The following is a 22,125-nucleotide window of genomic DNA, read 5'->3' on the forward strand; positions in this document are numbered from 1 at the left end:
GCCCGGCCAGTAGTAGAACCAAACTCATTTCCGGCCTTTCTTAAGGTCTCTCCAGTATCACCCAGTTCTTCTGTAGGGAAAGGTCCCCCTCCTACCCTTGTGCAATAAGCCTTAAATATTCCATATACCTGATCAATCTTGGCAGGAGCCACACCTAAACCTGTACATGCGCCTGCTGTCATAGTATTGGAAGAGGTAACAAAAGGATATGAGCCAAAATCTATATCGAGCAAAGCACCTTGGGCACCTTCTGCCAATATAGACTCATTATTTTTTATACAATCGTTAATTAGATAGTCACTATCTATCAGATTAAAGCTTTTGAGAAAAGAAATAGCTTCAAAAAATTCTTTTTCGAAGGCATCCAACTCAGTGCAGTCCGCTTTATGAAAATCAAGAACTGTTTGGTGCTCCTGCTTTAACTTATTGTATTTGTTTTCAAAGTTACTAGCGATAATATCTCCCACTCTTAAACCACAGCGAGCAACTTTATCTTGATAAGCAGGGCCAATCCCTTTAAGGGTAGACCCAATTTTGTTTTTCCCTTTGGCGGCTTCATAAGCCCTATCTAATAGCCTATGAGTAGGAATTATTATTTGAGCCTTTTTGGAAACAAATAGGTTCTTATTAAAGTCAATATTGAACTTTTTAAGCCCGTCTATTTCTTTTTTAAAAATTACAGGATCGAGAACGACACCATTCCCGATGATGTTTTTAATATTGGAATGAAAAATTCCAGAGGGAATCTGATGCAAGACATGCTTAATCCCATCAAATTCTAAGGTATGACCAGCATTGGGTCCACCTTGAAACCTTGCAACAACGTCATAGGAAGGAGCCAGTACATCGACTATTTTACCTTTTCCTTCATCACCCCATTGTAGCCCTAACAAAACATCTACCGCCATTATTTTTTTAGTTTTTCTTTTGCTTCCTGCTCTGTATCCACTATTGTGAATATAGCATTGAGTTTAGTTATAATTAGTAATTTCTTAATCTGTTCAGATGGGTTAATCAAGATCACCTCTCCTCCTTTGTTACGGAATTTGGTAAGCAGAGTAATCAATACACCAATACCACTACTATTCATGTACCTGACTTCAGACAAGTCTATGGCACAAGAAAGTATTGATTGATTAATTTTATCATTAACAAGATCAACAAGTTCCATTCCGTTGCTTTCGCCAATCAGGTCTCCCTGCAAATGGATAAAAAGTGTGTTGTCTAATTCTCTTGTGGTATAGATCATTATTTCTTAGGTTTATTTTTACAATCATCATTTGTACAGCTACCGTACAAAATTAGAGAATGATGCATAATTTTAAAATTTAACAAATCTCCGACCATTTTCTGGATATTATATATCCTCGGGTCACAAAATTCCATTACTTTATGACATTCTGTGCAAATGAGATGGTCGTGTTGCCTAAACCCATACGACCTTTCATATTGTGCCAGGTTTTTACCAAATTGATGTTTGGCCACTAAATCACAGTCTACAAGAATATCCAAGGTGTTATACACAGTTGCCCTGCTGACCCGGTAGTTTTTGTTCTTCATGCTGATATACAAAGACTCCACATCAAAATGTCCTTCTCTTGAGTAAATTTCTTCTAAAATAGCAAAACGCTCCGGTGTCTTCCGCAACTCTTTACTTTCAAGATAGGCAGTAAATATTTTTTTTACCTCTGGAAAAACTGATTCGCTACTGGTCATAATGCTAAAGCTATATTACAAATATATATAGAAAAATTATGGGGACAAGTTTTTATGAATCCACACGCATGACACTAATAACATCTGGCACTTTGCTTAGCTTCATTATAAGCTTGTCAAGATGCTTAGTATCATTCACAAACAACATAATATGCCCTTCAAACATTCCATCGGTGGTATCAACAGTTATAGAACGGATATTTACTTTAAGCTCATTGGATATTATCCTTGTAACATCATTTATAATACCTACCCTGTCAGCTCCAAGAATTCTCAAACCAGCAAGAAAAGCAAGTTGCTTTTGCGAAGTCCATTTAGCCTTAACAATCCGATACCCATAATTGGACATTAGCTCAATGGCATTAGGACAAGTAGTTCTATGTATTTTAATACCTTCATTAACAGTAACAAAACCAAAAACATCATCTCCAGGAATAGGGTTACAGCAGGCCGCAAGTTTGTAGTCTAGCCTATCCATGTCATCCCCAATAAGCAACATGTCCGTTTTCGAGATTTTCTTTTCTGGCACCAATTTTTCTTCCCGCTTCTCGACCTTTTTTACTTCTTTGACATCCCTAAACTTCTTGATATCTTTTGGGTCAATTACCCCTTTGGCTACATTATAATAAAAATCCAAGGGGGTTTTGCTGTTGAAGTAAGCCAACAACTGGTTTATGGTTTCATTATTCAGGTCAACTTTAATCTGATGCAGCTTTCTATAGACAATCTCTTTACCTTCAGAAGCAATTACTTTCTTTTCTTCTTTAAGGGCATCCTTAATTTTAGACCTTGCTTTGGAACTAACTACAAATTTAAGCCAATCCTCGCTTGGTTTTTGCTTTACTGAGGTTAAAATTTCGACCTGGTCTCCATTGTTTAAAATAAAGCTTAGCGGAACCAGCTTTTGGTTTACTTTTGCCCCCAAGCAGTGAAGGCCAATATCCGTATGTATTTCAAAAGCAAAATCTAAGGCCGTAGCACCATGAGGAAGCACCTTTAAATCTCCGCGCGGAGTAAATACGAATACTTCTTCATTAAATAAGTTAGTTCTAAAATCGTCAATAAACTCAAGTGCCGAGGAGTCATTTTGCTCAATCAGTTCACGAACTTTCCTAATCCACATCTCAAGTCCCGTTTCAGGGTTTGCCGCTACCGTTTCTTTGTATTTCCAATGAGCGGCATAGCCTTTCTCGGCAATTTCATCCATTCTTTCCGTCCTGATTTGCACCTCGACCCATTGTCCGGTTTTACTCATTACTGTAGTATGCAAAGACTCATACCCATTAGCTTTAGGTGTGCTTATCCAGTCGCGCAACCGGTCAGGGTTAGGTTTGTAATAGTCAGTAACTATAGAATAGGCTTTCCAGCACGCAGATTTTTCAGCTTCAAAAGGTGTTCTTAAGATAACCCTGATGGCAAACAAATCATAGACCTCTTCAAAAGGAGTACCTTGCCTTTTCATTTTATTCCATATAGAATAAATGGACTTAGGTCTTCCTTTAATAAGAAAGTCCATATTATTTCTATCCAAGGCCTGCTGTAACGGTTTAATAAAATCTTTGACAAATTTATCACGTGCAGCTTTTGTCTGCTTGATCTTTCGCGCTATCATGCGATAGGTTTCAGGATCCGTATATTTAAGATAAAGGTCTTCTAGTTCAGTTTTTATAGCATACAAGCCCAGTCTGTGAGCAAGTGGCGCATATAGATAAATCGTTTCAGAAGCAATTTTAAGCTGTTTATCTCTAGGCATACTCCCAAGCGTCCTCATATTGTGAAGTCTATCCGCAAGCTTAATAAGAATTACCCTCACATCATCGGATAAGGTAAGCAGCATCTTACGGAAGTTTTCTGCTTGCTGAGAAGATCCATGGTCAAAAACACCAGATATCTTGGTAAGCCCATCAATAATTTTGGAAACTTTGGTGCCAAAATCCCTTTCGATGTCCTTTAATTCGAGGTGGGTATCTTCAACGACATCATGCAAAAGCGCCGCCACAATAGAAGTTGTACCTAGCCCAATCTCTTCAACGGCGATTTGTGCAACAGCTAGTGGATGATAAATATAAGGTTCGCCAGATTTGCGGCGCATATCTTTATGGGCCTGCAAAGAGGTATAAAAAGCCTTTTTGATAATTTTAGCATCATCGTCTTTTAAAACAGGTTTTGCCAAACGCAGCAATTTCCTATAACGGCGTATTATTTCCTGGTTCTCCTTTTCAAGATCTATAGTTTGCATGTTCCAAAATTAACCAGCACGGCTATATATTCTAACAATAATTAAAACTAAAATTTTTTTTAAAAATATTTTCGCCCTTGCTATTGATTAATAAAATAAATTATCTACCTTTGCAACGCGTTACCGGAAAACAGGACGAGTTAACAACGGAACGTAAACCTTAAAACAAAGGTTTTATTTAATCATAAAGAAAAGCGGATGTGGCGAAATTGGTAGACGCACTAGACTTAGGATCTAGCGCCGCGAGGCATGGGGGTTCGAGTCCCTCCATCCGCACTACGACCCTCAAAACCTGTAAAGGTGTTGAGGGTTTTTTAACTTAAATAGGTTTCACTCACGTAAAAGTTAATTCCCTTGGAAATCACTCTAGAAAAAAAGGACACCACTAATGCTACCATAAAAATAAACCTTAATCAGGACGATTATAGGCCAAGGGTAGCTGAGAAACTAAAGGAATATAGCAAAAAAGCCAATATCAAAGGATTTAGACCAGGCAAAGTTCCTGCATCGTTAATTGAGAAAATGTACGGCAAAAGCATTATGGTTGATGAAATCAACTCAATGCTATCAGAGTCTGTAACCGGATACATTAAAGAAAACGAGCTTCCTGTTGTGGGCGATCCTTTACCAGATGTTGAAAGTGCTGAAAAAATTGATTGGGAAAACCAGAGTGACTTCGAATTTAGCTACAAAATCGGCCTTGTTTCGGAGTTTAAACCTGATATAGAAGCTATAAAAGCTACTCACTATAAAATTAGTGTCTCAGATAAAGAGGTAGACGAAACTATAGAAAACCTTAGGACTCAACATGGAAAAATGACCAATCCTGAAGAAAGCAAGGAAGGTGATTCTATTTATGGGGAACTGAAGGAGAAAAATGGTGACTTCACAACCACCACGTTGATCCCCCTTTCAAAAGTTGAAAAGGGTGAATTAAAAAAATTCATAGGTGTTAAGAAAGACGACACAATTTCATTTGACATCAGAAAAGCGTTTGCTGACTCAGCAGCCATTGCTCATGTTACTGGACTTAGCAAAGAAGAAGCTGAAAAGAAAGAGGGGACGTTTGAATTTACTGTACAAAACGTTAACAGACAAGAGCCGGCAGATTTAGACCAAGAGTTTTTTGACAAAATAGTTGGGCAAGGCACTGTATCATCTGAAGAGGAGTTTAAGGCTAAGGTTAAAGAGTTAATGAACGAGAACTTCAACAAAGAAGGAGCGTTCTTCATTGACCGTCAAATACAAGACCAACTGGTTGAAAACACGAACATTGAGCTTCCTGACGAATTCTTAAAAGATTGGTTATTCCACAGCAATAAAGGCAAATTCACAAAAGAGCAAATAGAAAACGAGTTTGACGCTTATAAGAAAGAGCTTAAGTGGTCTCTTATCAAAAACAAACTTGGCAAAGACAATGAGCTTAAGGTTGAGCATGAAGATGTGATCAAAAAATCAAGAGAATTGTTTATGCAACAGCTTGGAGGTGTAAGCATAGGAGACGACAATCCTGAGATGAACGAAACACTCAATAAAATTGCTGAAAATTACCTACAGCAAGAAGACGGCAAAAATTATTACAGGGTCTTCGACCAGGCGTACAATGAGAAAATTTTCGAATACCTCAAGGGAAAGGTCAAAATAGAAGAAAAAGAAACAGACTCCGAAGGCTTTAAAAAAGCCGTAGAGAAATAAAATGAAAAAAGTCCTTATTTAAGGACTTTTTTCATTTTGTATAAACCAAATGTTTGTCTATTTTGTATTAACATTATGTATTTTTGGAATCTAAAAATTTTTGAACATGATTAATAAAGACGAATTCAGAAAGTATGCGGTAAAAGGTCAGGGAATTGGAAGCAATGTAGTGGATCAGTTTATAAATAAGGTAGAAGATCATACAAGGCCTTATGTAGAAAACATGACTAGGTCTGTAATTGAAGAGCGTCCAACGAACTTTAGAGAGATTGATGTTTTTTCGCGCCTAATGATGGACCGCATCATTTTTTTAGGAATGGGTATAGATGATCATATATCTAACATAATTACTGCACAGCTATTATTTTTAGAATCAGTAGACTCAAAGAAAGATATTCTTATTTATCTGAACAGCCCGGGCGGCTCGGTATATGCTGGTTATGGGATCTATGACACCATGCAATATGTAGGCCCTGACGTAGCCACTATTTGTACAGGACTAGCAGCTTCTATGGGTGCCATATTATTATGTGGAGGTGCCGCAGGAAAAAGAGCTGCATTGCCTCACTCAAGAATAATGATTCACCAGCCATTAGGAGGCGTTCAGGGGCAAGCTTCTGATATCGAAATTACAGCTCGTGAAATCCTGAAACTAAAAAGAGAGCTATATGAGATACTATCTAAGCACTCAGGGAAAGATATCGAAACAATAGAAAAGCATTCAGACCGTGACTATTGGATGATTGCCGAAGAAGCAAAAGAATACGGCCTCATTGACGAGGTTCTGATAAGGAAAAAGTAAAAAATTAACACAAGGAAAATATTAATGGCAGCTATTACTTGTTCGTTTTGTGGCAGAAATAAAAAAGATGTTTCTTTAATGATCAGTGGGATTCATGCCCATATATGTGACAAATGCATCACGCAATCACAACAGATCTTATCTGAAGAAAACAGGATTAAAAACAAAAATGCCTCACCTAAATTTAACCTGGTAAAGCCAGCAGAGATGAAAAAGTTCCTAGATCAATATGTAGTTGGTCAGGATGAGGCTAAGAAAGTCATGTCAGTGGCTGTATACAACCATTATAAAAGGTTAATGCAGACCAAAACGGACAATGATATAGTCATTGAGAAATCTAACATAATAATGGCAGGAGATACAGGTACGGGTAAAACATATATTGCCCGTACACTTGCCAAAATACTACAGGTTCCTTTTTGCATTGCCGACGCTACAGTGCTAACAGAAGCTGGTTATGTTGGAGAAGATGTGGAAAGTATTTTAACAAGATTACTTCAAGCAGCCAACTATGATGTTGAATCTGCTGAACGTGGCATTGTTTATATCGATGAGCTTGACAAAATTTCCAGAAAAAGTGACAATCCTTCCATAACAAGAGATGTTAGCGGAGAAGGTGTACAGCAAGCCTTATTGAAATTACTTGAGGGCACCTCTGTAAATGTACCTCCCCAAGGTGGCAGAAAACACCCTGACCAAAAAATGATTTCTATTAACACAGAAAATATTTTATTTATATGTGGAGGAGCATTTGATGGTATATCAAGGGAGATTGCCAAAAGGATGAATACCAACCCAGTTGGTTTTACAGGCTCTAAAGCTAAGCAGGAAACTATAGACACTGAAAACCTACTGCAGTACATTACGGCCCAAGACCTAAAGTCATATGGTCTTATCCCTGAGCTTATAGGAAGGCTTCCAGTGTTAACCTACTTGGATCCTTTAACGAAAGACACACTGAAGCTAATTCTTACAAAACCAAAGAATGCTATTATTAAACAGTACCAAAAACTGTTTAAAATGGAAGGCATAGATTTGAAGTTCGAAGAAGGTGCTCTTGACTATATAGTGGAAAAAGCTATGGATTATAAATTGGGAGCTAGAGGTCTCAGGTCAATTTGCGAAGCAGTTATGACCGATGCCATGTTTGAACTTCCTTCAAAAGAGAATGTCGAAAAGTTTGTAGTCAAAAAGGAGTACGCTCAAGAAAAAATTGAAAAGTCCAGATTTAGTAAATTAAAAGTGGCATCGTGACCAAAAAATTCAAGGGTAAATGAATAGACTTCTGTTCATTTACCTTTTTCCCCTTCCCCTCCCCTATTTACCTAAAAACACATCACCCTTCACATACAAATAATGCTTTTTATGTGAAGTCATTCACACGACACACACCATTCATTTTAGCACATATATTTTACCCAACCGTCAGGTATAAACATTAGACTTTATTCACCTGAAAATGCAATAGAACTTTCTATTATGTAGCAAAATTAAATCAAATCATCCTATTCAGTAAAATACTGATTTACTAAATTTTACTCCTAATAACTAAATCTATCGCATAATTCAGATTCAAAATAAGTACATTAGCATAACCGTTTCCCTAAATCTTCCGTAAGAATACGACTGGTAGGGTGGGATTACATGGTTAACCGATATTTATCGAAACCTAGCAAATCGACCAGTAACACCCATGCCTCCACAAAAAATATTTTTTTTTATACTTTCAGAGGTACACTTAACAAAAGTTTACAAATTTTCTATAAATTTAGGCGGTAAAATCACCTTTTAACCATAGGCCTTCTTGCTGAAATCACTATGAAAAAAGCATTACTATTAATCTTTCTTTCTTTTGCAATATCTTCCTGCTTACGAAAAGAGAAATACTCAAACGTAGAAATAGAAGGTAGTGATGTAGGTTTTGCTATCCCTATAGCAAACAGTAAAATGACAGTTGAAGATATTGCATACAATATACATGGGAGCAATGACCTTTTTACAGCAGGGAGTGATGGCTCAATCATTTTTGTGTACCATGACACCTTGCAATTTCCTAGGTCTGAAGAGTTAATAAAGATACCCAACCAGCCAGCTTACCAAAAGTCTTACGGTTTTAACAATGCCCCCCCCCTTCCTTTAGAAGGGCAAACCTTTGAAGAAGAATATCAGGACAATTTCACCTTTTTGTTTGAAAACGATGCCTATATAGAGTATGCTAATTTAAAAGCAGGATATTTAAACCTTATGTTACAAACAGAATTAAAACATGATCTAGAAGTAACAGTAGTTTTAAACAGTCTTGTAAAAAATGGAGTTCCATACTCTAAAACGTTTCCTATGGAATACTCAGGAAGATCTCCTACAGTCATTGGAGACATTGTCGACCTAAAAGGCTACCAGCTCATGTTAAAACATGGCAATAACAACAATACCTTTAACTACACTATACATCTAAAAGCAACGGCAAGCGGAAGAGATCAATTTTTAGAAGATATTGATTTTAAGTTAAATTTCGAACAGCTACATTATAGTTTAATGTATGGAAATCCAGGGGAGGTGTCAGTAAACAATGAGACTAGTCAATTAGACATTAAACTTTTTCAAGCACCTATAGAAGGCGATATCTACCTGGATGACCCAAGAATAAACTTTACATTGGCCAACTCCTTTGGGATGCCAGTATCATTAAACATAGATCATGTCATTTCTAATAATTACCTAAACAACGAAAGTGTTACCCTAAGTGCTCCTTTTATACCAGGTCCCAATAATTTAAATTACCCTAGGTACAGTCAAAGGGGTGCATTTGCAAAAACACTATACGAAGCGCATAAATACAATAGCAATGTTAGAGATATTTTCAATACCTCTCCATCTGAAATAGATTATCGTATAAGCGCACGTTTTGGGAAAGAAGGTGGCAGCAATTATTTTGTAAAAGACTTAAGCACAGTAGAGCTACAGCTAAAAGCTGAAATCCCCGCAAAAGGCAGGGTCAGTCTTTATTCCCTTTCAGATACTATTAGAGGTATTGAACTTCCCGCTCGCGATGTGCTAGAGATTGCAGACATAAACTTTGCAAAAATCCGGCTTAATGTCGAAAACTCACTTCCTCTTGGAGCAGTCTTGCAAGGCTATTGGTTAGCTCCAAATGGCCAAGTATTAGATTCACTTTTTATAAATGAAAGAGAGTTAATTGCAGCAGGAAACAGAAATACTAACGATGGGATTATACCTACCGTCAAAGAAACTGTTCTTGAAGTGGAAGCCCCTGCCTATGACCATATCCGAAAAGCAGATAGGCTCGTCCTAAGGGGATGGTTGCAAAGTAGTGATAGCGGGGAAAGAAATGTAAGGTTTTACTACCACGACTTTATCCATGTTCGATTGTCTATACTCTCTAAAGCAAAGCTAAATTTTGAATAAATTGAGACGAGTTGCATATACATCTATCTTACTTTTAATTCTTAAGGCGACAGGTGCACTTGCCCAAGAGTTAACACTCCCCTACCTGGAATCGGTTTACCAATCGACCTATGTAAACCCAACGGCTGACCCTGACCATAAGTACAGCATCGGTCTTCCTGGCATATCATCCTTAAGATTAGGTGCTGTTAATACAGGATTTACACTAAACCAGTTAATCAGCCAAAGAACAAATGAAACATTGCACCTCTCTACAGACCAACTAATGGGTGCATTGGGAAACAGAAACTATTTGGCAGTAAATGCAGGTGTGGATTTGTTTCACTTTAGGATGAAAGCCAAAAATACCTTCTATTCTTTTCATATAAAGGAACATGCCGATGTCAGGTTTTCATACCCTAAAGCACTTTTTGCTTTAGCATTGGAAGGTAACGCACCCTATGTAGGAGAAAGAATGGATTTTTCTTCACTAAACATTTCTGCGACTCATTATAGGGAATATGCGATAAACTTTTATAAAGCTCCCGAAGACAGTAAACTTTCTTACGGTGCCAGTTTTAAGTTTTTACAAGGCATGTCTAATGTTCATTTAAGAAACAGAGGCTTTTATTTGTATACAGACAATGACATGTATAGCCTTGAAGCCTATGCCAATGGATCGCTTAACACATCATACCCTCCATCATTTATTGAAGGAGAAAATGATCAAGAGTTTAACCCCGCCGGCTATTTCACTAATTTTAGCAACAACGGCTTTGGTACAGACTTAGGTGCTTCTTATAAAGTTAATAACAGGCTGACTTTTTCAGCATCAGTACTTAACTTAGGCTTTATCCGCTGGAGAAGCAACGTCAGGAACTACCGTGCCAATGGCACAGTCACTTATGAGGGGGTAGATTTCTTCAATCCTCCTGATGAAGACAATTTTTTAGACTCTCTTTATAAACTAACCAATTATGAAGAAACTACCGATAATTACACGACTTGGCTGGTACCACAGATGTACTTAACCTCAAGATATAAACTTTCAAACAGAACCGAGGCAGGCTTGTCCTTTTACTTTGACTATTATCAAACCATCAGGCCGGGACTCACCTTGTCCTTATCCCAAAAAGCTGGAAGGTTTTTTCAAGGTGTGCTCACTTATTCTGCCATGTACAGGACCTTTGACAATATAGGTTTTGCACTAATGTTTAAACCAGGCCCTGTCCAATTCTATATAGCAGGAGAGAACACATTTCGTACATGGACGCAGCTAGAAACCGATGATTTTGCAATAGTTGCTCCGTTTAATGCCAAATTCATTACAATAAGGACCGGCATAAACATCGTATTAAAGAAAATTAAAAGTCAGGATAGGCTTCCTGTTCCTAATCAATAAACTATGACTTACCTAAAAATATATCTGTTATTTTTATCAGTCATGCTAGGTTCACATGGGCTGGCACAGCATATTTTTAAACCCGAAAACCTAGGAGATTCAGTCAATTCAGGCAACCATGAAATCAACCCGGTTATATCGCCTGACGAAAACACACTTTTCTTTATAAGGACTAATCACCCTAATAACAAAAAAGAAAAAGAAGAGGCTCAGGAAATTTGGTTTACCCAAAAATCGGATAGTGGAAATTGGACGCTTGCTCAAAAAATGCCCAAACCATTTAACAGTATCAGGTTTAACAATTTACTAGGCATAAGCCAAGACGGAAACCGCTTTTACATAAATGGACGGTTCTATAAAGACCTTTCTTGGAGAGGTAGAGGGGTATCTGTAATTTCTAAAAACTCAAATGGCTCTTTTTCCAAACCGGAAAAGGTGAAAATAAAAGCATATAACAGGATAAACAAAGGAAGATACACAACCATATCCGTTAATGAAGAGGAAACTATTATGTTGTTAAGCTTTTCCAGAAAATGGGATGGGGAAAACAGCGACATATATGTATCTCACAAAAGAAAAAATAAGTGGGACAAACCTAAAAAATTGCAAGGCGTAAATACCAAACATGGAGAGTTTAGCCCATCTTTATCTGCTGACGGCACTACCCTATACTTCTCCAGGAAAACCCCTGAAGGAGTGTATATTTATGCCGCGGAGCGAAAAACAGATTCATATCAAAAGTGGGGAAACACAAAAAAGCTACATACTGAAATAAATAAATCAGCTTTTAACGGATATTTTACTACGTCTCAAAATGGCAGCCATGCCTATTTCTCAGCTACCTCTACTGAAAACAACTCCAATGATATTTATGTGGTAAAACTATTCGAAGAAAACCCTTATGTTTTACTGAAAGGCAAAGTCCTTAATGAAAAATCGGGAGAACCTGTTTCAACGGAAGGTATAACCATTGAGGTTGAAGGCTTAGAAGACCTTGAGTTTAATATGGATAGCGCCAATAGTACCTATAGCCTTTTATTACCACTAGAAGCTAATTACAAGTTTGGGCTAAAAAAAGAAAATTGGACTTCTGTACCTGACAGCCTAGATGCAAGAGATATTTATGAGTATACGGAAATCCAAAGAGACCTTTATTTAACACCTTTACCATACGTCCGCCTTAGGGGAAAAATACTTACAGAAGAAGAAACCCCAATCGACTCATCTAACTTTGAAAATATCCTTATCAATGGGACTCCTTTAGACTCTGTTGTCATAGATAGTGCAGGCAACTATGAAGCATTGGTCAGTCACGGGAAATCGTATATTGTAGAAGCTCAAGTAAAGGGATATTTACCAGTAGAAAGTGGCCTAGACCTAAAGCAGGTTTATGAATACCAAGAGGTGGAACTTGACCTTGAGGTTACTAAGAAGAAAGAAAAAGTTAAACAGATTGTTGTCCAAGGCAATGTCATAAACACCATTACCCAAGAGCCTGCTGATTCAGCACTGTCGATTGATATTATGATCGGCGACTATCCAGCTAAAAATACTCAATGGGTTGGTTCGCACTACTCCATAAAACTACCTTTAAAAGCCTCATATTTAATATATGCAGACGTGGACAGCTATTATCCGGTAATAGACACTATAGACCTGCAACAAAACTTATTACCTGACACCATACATCAGGATTTATATATTACGCCACTAGAAGTGGGCAAGTCAATAAACCTTGACAATATCTTTTTTGAAACAGGCAAGGCAATATTAAGAAAAGAGTCTTATGAAGAACTAGACCGGGTTGTCAGGTTGCTCAAAACAAACACCTCCATAAATATAGAAATAGCAGGACATACTGACGATGTTGGCAATGCAGATTTTAACAAAGCCCTATCATTGGATAGAGCTAAAGCTGTAAGCAACTACTTTAAACAAAAAGGAATTGATGAAAAGAGAATTTCGTCCAAAGGGTATGGCATGGAAAAACCTATTGCGTCTAATGAAACAGAAGAAGGCAGGAGTAAAAACAGAAGAGTAGAGTTTACAATTATTGACAAATAAAATTGGACCTAAAATATGAAATAGTAAGATTTCAATCAGTGCATTTCGTGTCTTAGTCATAGCCCAGATGCGCTGTCCTAATGCTTTTTGACTTTTATGACAAATGCGTCATATCATTCAGGGGCAAAGCATGTATTTTTCAAACATTTTTCCAATTTCTTTTTTTAGAAAAAGGCATGAACTTTTAAAAAAAATGGAAAGCAGTATATTTATAGACAATAGTTTGCTATAATTTGCTTAAAACCAAAAACTATTCTTTTCCATGAACAAGGTATCTTTAGTATTAATATTTTTTCTGGCTATTGTTTCCATAGAGTGCACCCATAAGAAAGCCAGCGATGAAGCAGTAAATTCTGTATTAGGCAATATCAGCTTTAATCAAAAATTTAACAGGAACCCGGACAAATCGGATGATGAAGATCTCCGTTTATCTACACACCTTGAATATGTAGAGGCGCTGCTTAGAAACAAAAGTTCCGAAAAACTTCCTGAAAATTTAAAAGAAAACAGGAAAAAAATGCTCGACCTGCTCCATGAATACCATACGTCAGGTGTTTTCCCTAGAAATTATGATTTTTCGGACAAGCGGATGCCATGTTTTATTGATAAGGACGGAAGAATTTGCGCAGTAGGTTACCTGATAGAAAAAACAGCTGGGAGAGAAGTTGCAGAGTACATAAACAGTAAGTTTAAGTATGACAAGATTTATGACATGGACGACCCGCTAATAGACGAATGGATAGCCAGTAGCGGACTTACCAAAGAAGAGTGCGCCATGATACAACCAAACTATTCAGGGCAACCAAACATAAACAGAAATTATATTTCTACAGAATATGGTATTAGTTCAGCGGTATTAGGAGGCGTAAACCTTTCTATGGGAATGTTAAATGCTCAGCAGATAACCTTTGGGAAAGGTAACAAAACAGTACCTTATATCGGTCTTATTACTGGAACAGGATCTATAATATATGGAGCCCTTAACTACCAGATGTATGAAACTATTGAAGGGCAAACAACAACCAATGAACTAAAAAAAGCTTTATCAACGGTAAACATAGGTGTCGGTACAGCTACTGCCCTACTTTCGGTATGGAATCTTGTGGTTAACAAACCTGGAAAGCGTTATTCATTTAACCTTTACAGTTTTCCTGACCAGTACAGTCAAAGTGGTGTAGGTTTAGGCTTTAGCTACCATAGGACTTTTTAGCTGAAAGATATAGGAGTTGGAGTTAACGGCTTCTATCAACTGCTAAGGTCAATTTTTGAAACTGTCTCTTAAAAGATCCACCATGAGAGCAGCGGCTTTTTCAGAAGCGCCACTTTCACCCATAGTCTTCTTTAGCTCTTTGTAACCTGAAAGCTGTGCAGCCCTTTCGGGTGTATCTCGAACGAGTTTATCAAGAGCCACATTTACAAGGTCTGGTGTAAATTTATCTTGGATAAGTTCAGGCACCAGACCTTTATCGGCTATCAAGTTAACTAAAGAAATCCAGTCAACTTTAATTAACCTTTTTACGATCATGTAAGTTATAGGGTTTGCTTTGTAAACGACTACCTGGGGAACTTCAAACAAAGCCGTTTCTAAAGTAGCAGTACCAGAAGTAACAACAGCCGCTTTTGCTATATTTAACAGGTCATAGGTCTTATCGTATACAATAGAAGTATTGCCATAAGACAAAAAAGGCTTATAAAGCTCATGAGGCAAACTTGAAACACCTGCTATGACGAACTGATAGTGTGGGTTGTTTTTTATTACAGTAGTTACTTCAGAAGCCATTGACCTAACTTCTTGCTTACGGCTACCAGGCAAAATAGCGATAACAGGGGCAGGAAGATTTTTGCCAAAAGAAGGATTAGGCCGAAAGCTAGCAATGGCATCAAGAATAGGGTTTCCAATGTAGTGGGAATTAACTCCATACTTTTTATAAAAACCTACTTCAAAAGGAAGAATAACGAACATGTGCTGAACCAGCTTCTTAATTTTATAAGCCCTAGACTGGTTCCAAGCCCATACTTTCGGAGAAATATAATAGTAAACAGGGATATTCCGCTTATTCGCAAATCCTGCTATTTTCATATTAAAGCCTGCAAAATCGACAGGTATAAAAACATCAGGCTTAACGTTTTCAATGTCTTTTTTACATTGTTTTAAGGCCTTGACAATTTTAGTAAAATGGGTAATTACTTCTGCAAACCCCATAAATGAAATATCCTTATAATGCCGTAACACTTTGGCGCCAGCAGCTTCCATTAATTCCCCGCCCCAACCAAAAACCTCTGCTTCGGGGTCGTTATTTTTTAGCGCCTTTACAAGGTTTGATGCATGAAGGTCACCGGAGCGTTCTCCGGCAACAATAAAATATCTCATTTATAAATGTATTAACAGGTGTAAAACTTATTCTCCCATATATTCTACAAAGTTGCGTGGGGTTTCATATAAAGTGATTTTATGCAATTGACCTTTGGATATGGTACCAATTTCAGGTTCCAATATTTTCCATATTTCCATAGCAAGAATCTCCGTGCTGGCCATTTTCCCTTTCATAAATTCCACATCCATATTTAGGTTTTTATGATCAAGCTTGCTTATAACCTTTTCACGGATAAGTTTGCTAAGTTTTTTTAAGTCAATAACAAACCCAGTGTCAGGGTCAGGCTTACCTTTTACTGTTACTATGAGTTCAAAGTTATGTCCGTGCCAATTAGTATTGGCACACGGGCCAAAAACCTCTTTGTTTTTTTCTTCTGTCCAATTAGGATTGTAGAGCTTATGAGCAGCATTGAAGTGCTCTTTTCTGCATATGTAAACCATCTCAGCTAAACTTGTAATTCTTTTTACTCAGCAAATATACAAAGAAAGGAACACCTAAAAAGGAAGTAATTATTCCAGGCGGAATTCCGACAGGTGGGTACAATAGTCTAGAAAGTATATCACAAGCTAAAAGATACACACCACCCATTAATACTGTGTAAGTTACGTTATATTTATTATGTACACCAAAAATCCCTCGTATAATATGGGGCACCATAAGCCCAACAAAGCCTAACGGCCCTGCCATAGCCACAGCCGATGCGGTTAACAAAGAAGCTGTAATCATTATATACCAACGCAAAGTCGCCAGATTTAGTCCAAGACTGCTAGCTCTATGCTCCCCCATTAACATAACATTCAAATGTTTGGACAAAAATGCGAACAGCAAAAGTGCGGCTATAAGTACAAAAACAGGAAAAAGTAGTTGTTGCCAGCTGGACTTTTCAAAACTACCAAGACTCCAATATACCACTGATTTCAGCTTGTTGTCGTTATCTGACAGGTAAATTAAAAGACTGATAATAGCAGTTGCCATAGAAGACAAAGCAATACCTGTAAGCAAAAGCCGGTCGGGAACCAGTCCTCCCTGCTTCATAGCAATAAAAACAGCAAGCATGGTAATGCCAATAGCCCCAATAAAAGCTGCGGCTGAAATGGAAAAAATCCCTAAGGTAACTGCAGACCCAGCCAATAAATAAGCAATATTCACACCTAAAGAAGCTCCTGATGCTGTTCCTAAAATATAAGGGTCTGCCAAAGGGTTATTGACCATGGCTTGCATCAAATAACCAGCCAAAGCCAAACTGCCCCCTGCAACCAAGGCTGTAAATATTCTGGGAAGCCTCAGGTTCGCAACTACAAAATGAACTTTATTACTTGCATCGTAATGAAAAATAGCCTCCCTGATTTGGTAAAAATCGATTTCTAAAGAGCCAGTGTTAATAGCCACAAAACAAAGCAGCGCCAACAAGGTCAGGTAAACAGGAAGAAATATATAAAAGGAAAGATTAGTTTTCATTCCTTATTACCCGATTTAGTTCTTTAATGGCCTCCACAATACGAGGTCCAGGCCGTGACTGCAAGTCATCAGTGAGCGGATAAACCTTTTTTTCCTGAACACTAGTTAAAATTTTCAACTGTGGCCACTTAGCCGTAAGGTTCACCAAATCAGTACCGGCTATTACCTGAGGGTCTTTCTTAATTAAATATTCAAGAGAAACCTCAGGGGACTCCTTGGTCATGGCACTATCAGCTAAATTTACCACATTAATATAGCTAAGTTTATCAGTCATAATACTATTGAAACCATGAATATAGATAGGGTCTGTCCAGATTACCGAAAGCACCTTTACAGTATCTAGATCTTTGGAAGCCTCTTTGATAAGAGCAAGTTCCCTGTCTAAAGAGTCAGCAAGTGCTGTGGCATTTACCGTATTTCCAGTCAAAGTACCCGCCACACGAATATTGGCTGTAATATCCTTCACCCTCTTAAAGCTTAAGCACACCACAGGGATACCTGCCCCTTCTATGGCCGCAATATCTGCTGGGTTGTTAATTCCATCAATAGCAAATACCAAGTCAGGGTCAAGCATAATAAGCAATTCCAAGTCGAGCGGATAATTGTTGATTACCGGTAGCTTTGACACACTTTCAGGGTAGTTGCAATTTTGCGTTCTTGCCACCACCTTTTCTGGTCCGCACGCTGCATACAAAAGTTCTGTCATAGAAGGAGACAATCCCATAATCCTTTCAGGTTGCAAAGGCACCTCCACTTCCCTACCCAAAGCATCCTTAAAATTCACAGTAGCCCTTTTTTCCCGTTCCAAAGTTGCTGAGTCACACGAGAATAAGAAAGGAGCAAGAAAACAAATAAAGAATATATACCTCATCATAATAATGTATAATTACCTCTTGACACAAAAGGGTTCATATATTTTTGTAAATTTAACGCCAGAATACGTATTCCTTTTATAAATAGTTAAAAATCTTAAGAATGATTGCAGTAACTGGGGCAGCCGGTTTTATCGGAAGCTGTATGATCAGCAGGTTAAATCAAGACGGTTATTACCATATATTAGCTGTAGACGACTTTTCTACACCTGAAAAAAACAAAAACCTTGAAGGCAAAGCATACATAGAAAAAGTTCACAGAGATGATTTTTTTGAAGTCTTGGAGAAGAACCACGAGATTATGGAGTTTGTCTTCCATTTAGGAGCAAGGACAGACACAACTGAATTTAATAAAGAAATTTTTGACAAATTAAATGTCGAATATTCGAAAAAAGTATGGGAAGCTTGTAGCAAATATCAAATCCCTCTGGTATATGCGTCGTCTGCTGCCACCTATGGAAACGGAGAACTAGGTTATGAAGACAGGGAAGACATCATCGAGCAATTACAACCACTGAACCCGTATGGCGATTCTAAAAACGATTTTGACATTTGGGCTCTGAAACAAGAAAACAAGCCGTTCTTTTGGGCAGGGTTAAAGTTTTTTAACGTATACGGTCCGAACGAATACCATAAAAAACGAATGGCTTCTGTAATTTTCCATGCATACAACCAGATAAAAGAAACAGGAAAGATGAAGCTTTTCCGCTCACACAGAGATGATTTTAAAGACGGAGAGCAAAAAAGGGATTTTGTGTATGTAAAAGATGTTACAGAGGTAATGATGTTTCTGATGCACCACCGCAAAGATTCCGGACTTTACAATTTGGGGAGCGGGGAAGCTAGAACTTTCCTTTCTTTAGCTCAAAATGTATTCATATCCTTAGGCAAGGAGCCTAATATTGAATATATAGACATTCCAGAAGATATCAGAGACAAGTATCAATATTTCACAGAAGCTCCTATGGAAAAGCTACGCAATATTGGATATGACAAGCCTTTTCACACACTAGAAGAGGGTGTAGAAGATTATGTAAAAGAATACCTCCAAAACCAAAAGTACTACTAGAATGTCACCACAAACATTGTTATATATAATTTTAGCCATCATTACCATAGATTTTTTATTGGATCAGATACTGGATTATCTGAATATGAAGCATCAACGGGATGTTTTACCAGAAAAATTGCGGGATGTATATGATGAAAAGGAGTTCAAAAGATCGCAAGAGTACCATAAAACCAATGCTAAGTTTGGCTTTATCACCTCTACATTCAGTTTTTTACTTCTATTTATCGTAATAAGCACTGGCTTTCTTGGCTATCTTGACGAAACACTTCGGTCAGTAACCGAACACCCTGTTTGGCTAGCGTTGATCTTTTTCGGCATATTGTTTCTGGCTTCAGACATTATAAACCTACCTTTTGCCTTGTACAAAAATTTCGTTATAGAAGAGAAATTTGGCTTCAACAAAATGAAAGTTTCTACCTTTTTTGGAGATAAGTTAAAAGGGTATCTGCTTGGAATCATTATTGGAGGAGGTCTTTTATGGATATTTCTGTCATTAATCACTGAATTAGGAAGTCAATTTTGGGTATGGTTCTGGGGCGTGGTGGTGCTTTTTATGCTAATCACCAATATGTTTTATACTTCCTTAATTTTACCGCTCTTCAATAAGTTGACACCTTTACCAGAAGGAGAGCTTAGGACAGCCATTGAGGACTATTGCAAAAAAGTAAATTTTCCACTTAAAAATCTTTTTGTCATTGACGGATCTAAAAGGTCAGCCAAAGCCAATGCATTTTTCTCTGGCATAGGCAAACAAAAAAAGATAGTGCTTTACGATACTTTAGTAGAAAAACACACCACTGAAGAATTGGTGGCAGTCCTGGCCCATGAAGTAGGGCATTTCAAAAAAAAGCATATCATATCAGGAATGGCACTGTCCATCCTACAAACAGGTTTTATGCTATTCTTGCTTTCGCTAATGGTGTTTAGCACTTCACTTTCAGAAGCATTAGGAGCAGATCAACTAGCTTTTCACTTAAACCTTATAGCATTTGGTATCCTTTACACACCTTTTTCTCATTTAACAGGCATTTTCATGAACCTGTTTTCAAGAAAGAACGAATATGAAGCTGACTCCTTTGCAGCAGAAACATATAGTGCCAAGCCGCTTATTACAGCCCTTAAAAATCTTTCTGCAAACAACTTAAGCAACCTTACCCCGCATCCAGCTTATGTTTTTATGCATTATTCACATCCACCTTTAGTACAAAGGCTGGACAACTTAGAAAAACATTAGTCCAGTACAACACACGAACGTATGCGACTAATCTTGTTTCTAGGCATTTCCTGAAACTAATTCAGAAGTGCCTAGAAACTTACTTTGGGGCGACAAAACCATTCCACCTATCCGCCCTTCCACTACCCCGACACACAGCTTTTCGACTCATACCTTGATAACCGTAGCTTCCAGCTACGGAACACAAGTATATTATTGACGAAATACCAGATGTAGCTTGTAGCTACACGAAATCATCATTTCTGCCTTTATAAGTTATGAAACATGTACCTGTCAGGACGAAATATGACAGTTTTGTCATTTTCCTGTATGCCAGCAATAAGGAACACCTGCTGCCTGGTTCTTTTTCAACTGCCTCCACATGGAGAAAGATTGACTATAGTTCTTATACAGGACACCAGTTCCGGAATATGCAGAAAGAATCTCTCGATTGGTATGAGCTTTTGCAGGAAAATAAAAAGCTAAAATCTGTCTTATTTGCTGTTGCCAGAGTTTGGATTGGCATTTCTGCAATAGTCATTCCGGTATTGAAAAAGCACCACGGGGAGGTATTGACCAATGAAATTCAAAGCCTCCAGAAAATATTGCCCGCTAATCTTTCACTGAATATTTTCAGGTTATCGTATGCTGCTTTTAGTAACAGGGTTACAAAACTTAAACTTTCCTGCCTCAGTCAGCCATTCAGCCTTTGCCTTAAAAGGCATCCTTTACAGCTTTCCGGAAACGAGGTCAATACGATGAAAGACCTTTTGTCCAGCTTCCCCTGCTGGCCGGTGTCTTCCATTGCCCATTATGCGCGGAGAAATTCTTTGCTGCTTGTTTCTTTGAGCACATGGTACAAATACGCTAACCTTTTAGGGCTGAAAAGGGTATTCAAAAAGTCTCCTGAAAAGTTGAAAGGGATTGTTTCTGAAAGGCCTAATCAGTTCCTGCATGTTGACACTACTTTTTATAGGCTCAGGGATGGCATGAAGCGTGCTATAGTTTTTGTTTCTGATAATTTTTCCAGAAATATCCTAGGTTGGAGTATTGCCGAAAAGTGTTGTGCTGACAATGTTAAAAATGCACTTTCAATGGCGATACAGACTATGAAATTTCATTACCCTGATTTTGTCTGTGCCACGCTTGTTGCCGACGGGGGAAGTGAAAACCATCCGGTTTCGCAATTGCTTGAAACTACCCCGGATCCTAAAATTACCAAAGTGGTTGCCCTGAAGGATATTGCTTTTTCTAATTCTCCTGTGGAGGCGGTGAACAAGGTCATGAAGCGTTATCTGAGATATTATGACCCTGATTCGGATGAAAGGCTCTCTAAATGCCTTTCTCTTGCGGTAGAGGATTATTGTTCTGTCAGGCCTCATGGTTCTCTTGGTGGACGTACGCCTTTGGAAGCTTATACTGATGTGTTTCCGGATATGGATTTTACTGAGCAAGCAAGGAAGGCGAGGATGGCGAGGGTTAGTTTCAACAAAAGCAATGGGTGCGGGAGGTGTTAATGTCTGGTAGTTCGTTTGGTAGCTGCAAGCTACCCTTTGGCAGTGCGGCTTTGTTTAATAGTACGTTGCTGTAGCTGAAAGCTACAGTGAGCGCTTAAGGGGAATCAATGAGGAGAATTATAGCGACGGAATTAATGACTGGTTAATACGTTTTGGTAGCTGCAAGCTACCTTTGGCAATACGGCTTTGTTTGATAGTATGTTGCTGTAGCTGCAAGCTACAGTGAGCTAAGGTTGAAAAGAGAAACAGGAAATACAAATACCTGTCTCTCTTTATTTTAACCCGAAACTTCGTT

General features: G+C 38.0%; 18 protein-coding genes and 1 tRNA gene (1 of these 19 running past the window's edge). 11 read left to right on the plus strand and 8 right to left on the minus strand.

All coding sequences use genetic code 11. From position 1 onward, the window contains the following. The 4 genes in view from RCC89_17030 to RCC89_17045 are tightly spaced (at most 52 nt apart) and all read right to left on the minus strand, a layout consistent with a single transcriptional unit that may run on beyond the window. Positions 1-908: the 5' portion of an adenylosuccinate synthase gene (locus RCC89_17030; protein ID WMJ74851.1), read on the minus strand. It extends 379 nt beyond the left edge of the window; the window shows 908 of its 1,287 coding nt (coding positions 1-908); the start codon lies at positions 906-908; its stop codon lies off the left edge, out of view. Then, a complete protein-coding gene (locus RCC89_17035; GenBank protein ID WMJ74852.1) occupies positions 908-1,249 on the minus strand; it encodes an STAS domain-containing protein in 342 nt (113 codons plus the stop codon). Before RCC89_17035 ends, RCC89_17030 begins: the two co-directional genes overlap by 1 nt. Beyond that, the gene (locus tag RCC89_17040; GenBank protein ID WMJ74853.1) at positions 1,249-1,716 is read right to left on the minus strand and encodes a transcriptional repressor; all 468 of its coding nucleotides are present in this window, start codon (positions 1,714-1,716) and stop codon (positions 1,249-1,251) included. Before RCC89_17040 ends, RCC89_17035 begins: the two co-directional genes overlap by 1 nt. A gap of 52 nt (positions 1,717-1,768) precedes the next feature. Further along, the gene (locus RCC89_17045; protein WMJ74854.1) at positions 1,769-3,955 is read right to left on the minus strand and encodes a bifunctional (p)ppGpp synthetase/guanosine-3',5'-bis(diphosphate) 3'-pyrophosphohydrolase; all 2,187 of its coding nucleotides are present in this window, start codon (positions 3,953-3,955) and stop codon (positions 1,769-1,771) included. Positions 3,956-4,149: 194 nt separating this feature from the next. Here RCC89_17045 and RCC89_17050 point away from each other — a divergent pair. The 8 genes from RCC89_17050 to RCC89_17085 all read left to right on the plus strand — a co-directional run bounded on the left by RCC89_17050 (position 4,150) and on the right by RCC89_17085 (position 14,533). Continuing rightward, positions 4,150-4,231 (plus strand) — tRNA-Leu (locus RCC89_17050). 78 nt (positions 4,232-4,309) lie between these two features. Continuing rightward, entirely contained in the window at positions 4,310-5,650 is a 1,341-nt protein-coding gene (gene tig / locus RCC89_17055; GenBank protein WMJ74855.1) for a trigger factor, read from the plus strand. A 106-nt stretch (positions 5,651-5,756) separates the two neighbouring features. After that, positions 5,757-6,452, plus strand: coding sequence for an ATP-dependent Clp protease proteolytic subunit (locus RCC89_17060; protein WMJ74856.1), 696 nt, complete (start codon positions 5,757-5,759; stop codon positions 6,450-6,452). A 24-nt stretch (positions 6,453-6,476) separates the two neighbouring features. Further along, positions 6,477-7,706 carry an ATP-dependent Clp protease ATP-binding subunit ClpX gene (gene clpX, locus RCC89_17065; GenBank protein ID WMJ74857.1) on the plus strand — a complete coding sequence of 410 codons (1,230 nt, stop codon included), beginning with the start codon at positions 6,477-6,479 and terminating at the stop codon, positions 7,704-7,706. Between the two features lie 564 nt (positions 7,707-8,270). Beyond that, positions 8,271-9,878, plus strand: a complete 1,608-nt coding sequence (locus tag RCC89_17070; GenBank protein WMJ74858.1) for a hypothetical protein — start codon at positions 8,271-8,273, stop codon at positions 9,876-9,878. Position 9,879: 1 nt separating this feature from the next. Continuing rightward, positions 9,880-11,259: a DUF5723 family protein gene (locus tag RCC89_17075; protein ID WMJ74859.1), complete on the plus strand. Its 1,380-nt coding sequence runs from the start codon at positions 9,880-9,882 to the stop codon at positions 11,257-11,259. A 3-nt stretch (positions 11,260-11,262) separates the two neighbouring features. Beyond that, positions 11,263-13,323 carry an OmpA family protein gene (locus RCC89_17080; protein WMJ74860.1) on the plus strand — a complete coding sequence of 687 codons (2,061 nt, stop codon included), beginning with the start codon at positions 11,263-11,265 and terminating at the stop codon, positions 13,321-13,323. Positions 13,324-13,585: 262 nt separating this feature from the next. Beyond that, on the plus strand, positions 13,586-14,533 hold the full coding sequence (locus RCC89_17085) for a hypothetical protein (protein WMJ74861.1): 948 nt from the start codon (positions 13,586-13,588) through the stop codon (positions 14,531-14,533). A 48-nt stretch (positions 14,534-14,581) separates the two neighbouring features. Here RCC89_17085 and lpxB read toward each other — a convergent pair whose 3' ends face one another. Genes lpxB through RCC89_17105 form a run of 4 tightly spaced genes read right to left on the minus strand, consistent with a single transcriptional unit; the run spans position 14,582 to position 17,940 of the window. Then, the gene (lpxB, locus tag RCC89_17090) at positions 14,582-15,694 is read right to left on the minus strand and encodes a lipid-A-disaccharide synthase (protein ID WMJ74862.1); all 1,113 of its coding nucleotides are present in this window, start codon (positions 15,692-15,694) and stop codon (positions 14,582-14,584) included. Between the two features lie 27 nt (positions 15,695-15,721). Continuing rightward, positions 15,722-16,138 (minus strand): 6-carboxytetrahydropterin synthase, encoded by a 417-nt coding sequence (locus RCC89_17095; GenBank protein WMJ74863.1) that lies wholly within the window; start codon positions 16,136-16,138, stop codon positions 15,722-15,724. Position 16,139: 1 nt separating this feature from the next. Then, positions 16,140-17,156 carry an iron ABC transporter permease gene (locus RCC89_17100; GenBank protein WMJ74864.1) on the minus strand — a complete coding sequence of 339 codons (1,017 nt, stop codon included), beginning with the start codon at positions 17,154-17,156 and terminating at the stop codon, positions 16,140-16,142. Then, positions 17,146-17,940, minus strand: a complete 795-nt coding sequence (locus tag RCC89_17105) for a helical backbone metal receptor (GenBank protein WMJ74865.1) — start codon at positions 17,938-17,940, stop codon at positions 17,146-17,148. Before RCC89_17105 ends, RCC89_17100 begins: the two co-directional genes overlap by 11 nt. Before the next feature lie 191 nt (positions 17,941-18,131). On the opposite strand from RCC89_17105, the gene rfaD reads away from it, so the two are divergent. The 3 genes from rfaD (at position 18,132) to RCC89_17120 (ending at position 21,830) form a co-directional block, all read left to right on the plus strand. Beyond that, complete coding sequence (rfaD, locus tag RCC89_17110) at positions 18,132-19,097, plus strand: ADP-glyceromanno-heptose 6-epimerase (GenBank protein WMJ74866.1); 966 nt, start codon at positions 18,132-18,134, stop codon at positions 19,095-19,097. A gap of 1 nt (position 19,098) precedes the next feature. Next, positions 19,099-20,334, plus strand: coding sequence for a M48 family metallopeptidase (locus tag RCC89_17115; GenBank protein ID WMJ74867.1), 1,236 nt, complete (start codon positions 19,099-19,101; stop codon positions 20,332-20,334). 257 nt (positions 20,335-20,591) lie between these two features. Continuing rightward, on the plus strand, positions 20,592-21,830 hold the full coding sequence (locus RCC89_17120; GenBank protein ID WMJ74868.1) for a hypothetical protein: 1,239 nt from the start codon (positions 20,592-20,594) through the stop codon (positions 21,828-21,830). The last annotated feature ends 295 nt before the right edge of the window (positions 21,831-22,125 follow it).

The organism is Cytophagaceae bacterium ABcell3 (assembly GCA_030913385.1).
Taxonomy (GTDB): domain Bacteria; phylum Bacteroidota; class Bacteroidia; order Cytophagales; family Cytophagaceae; genus ABcell3.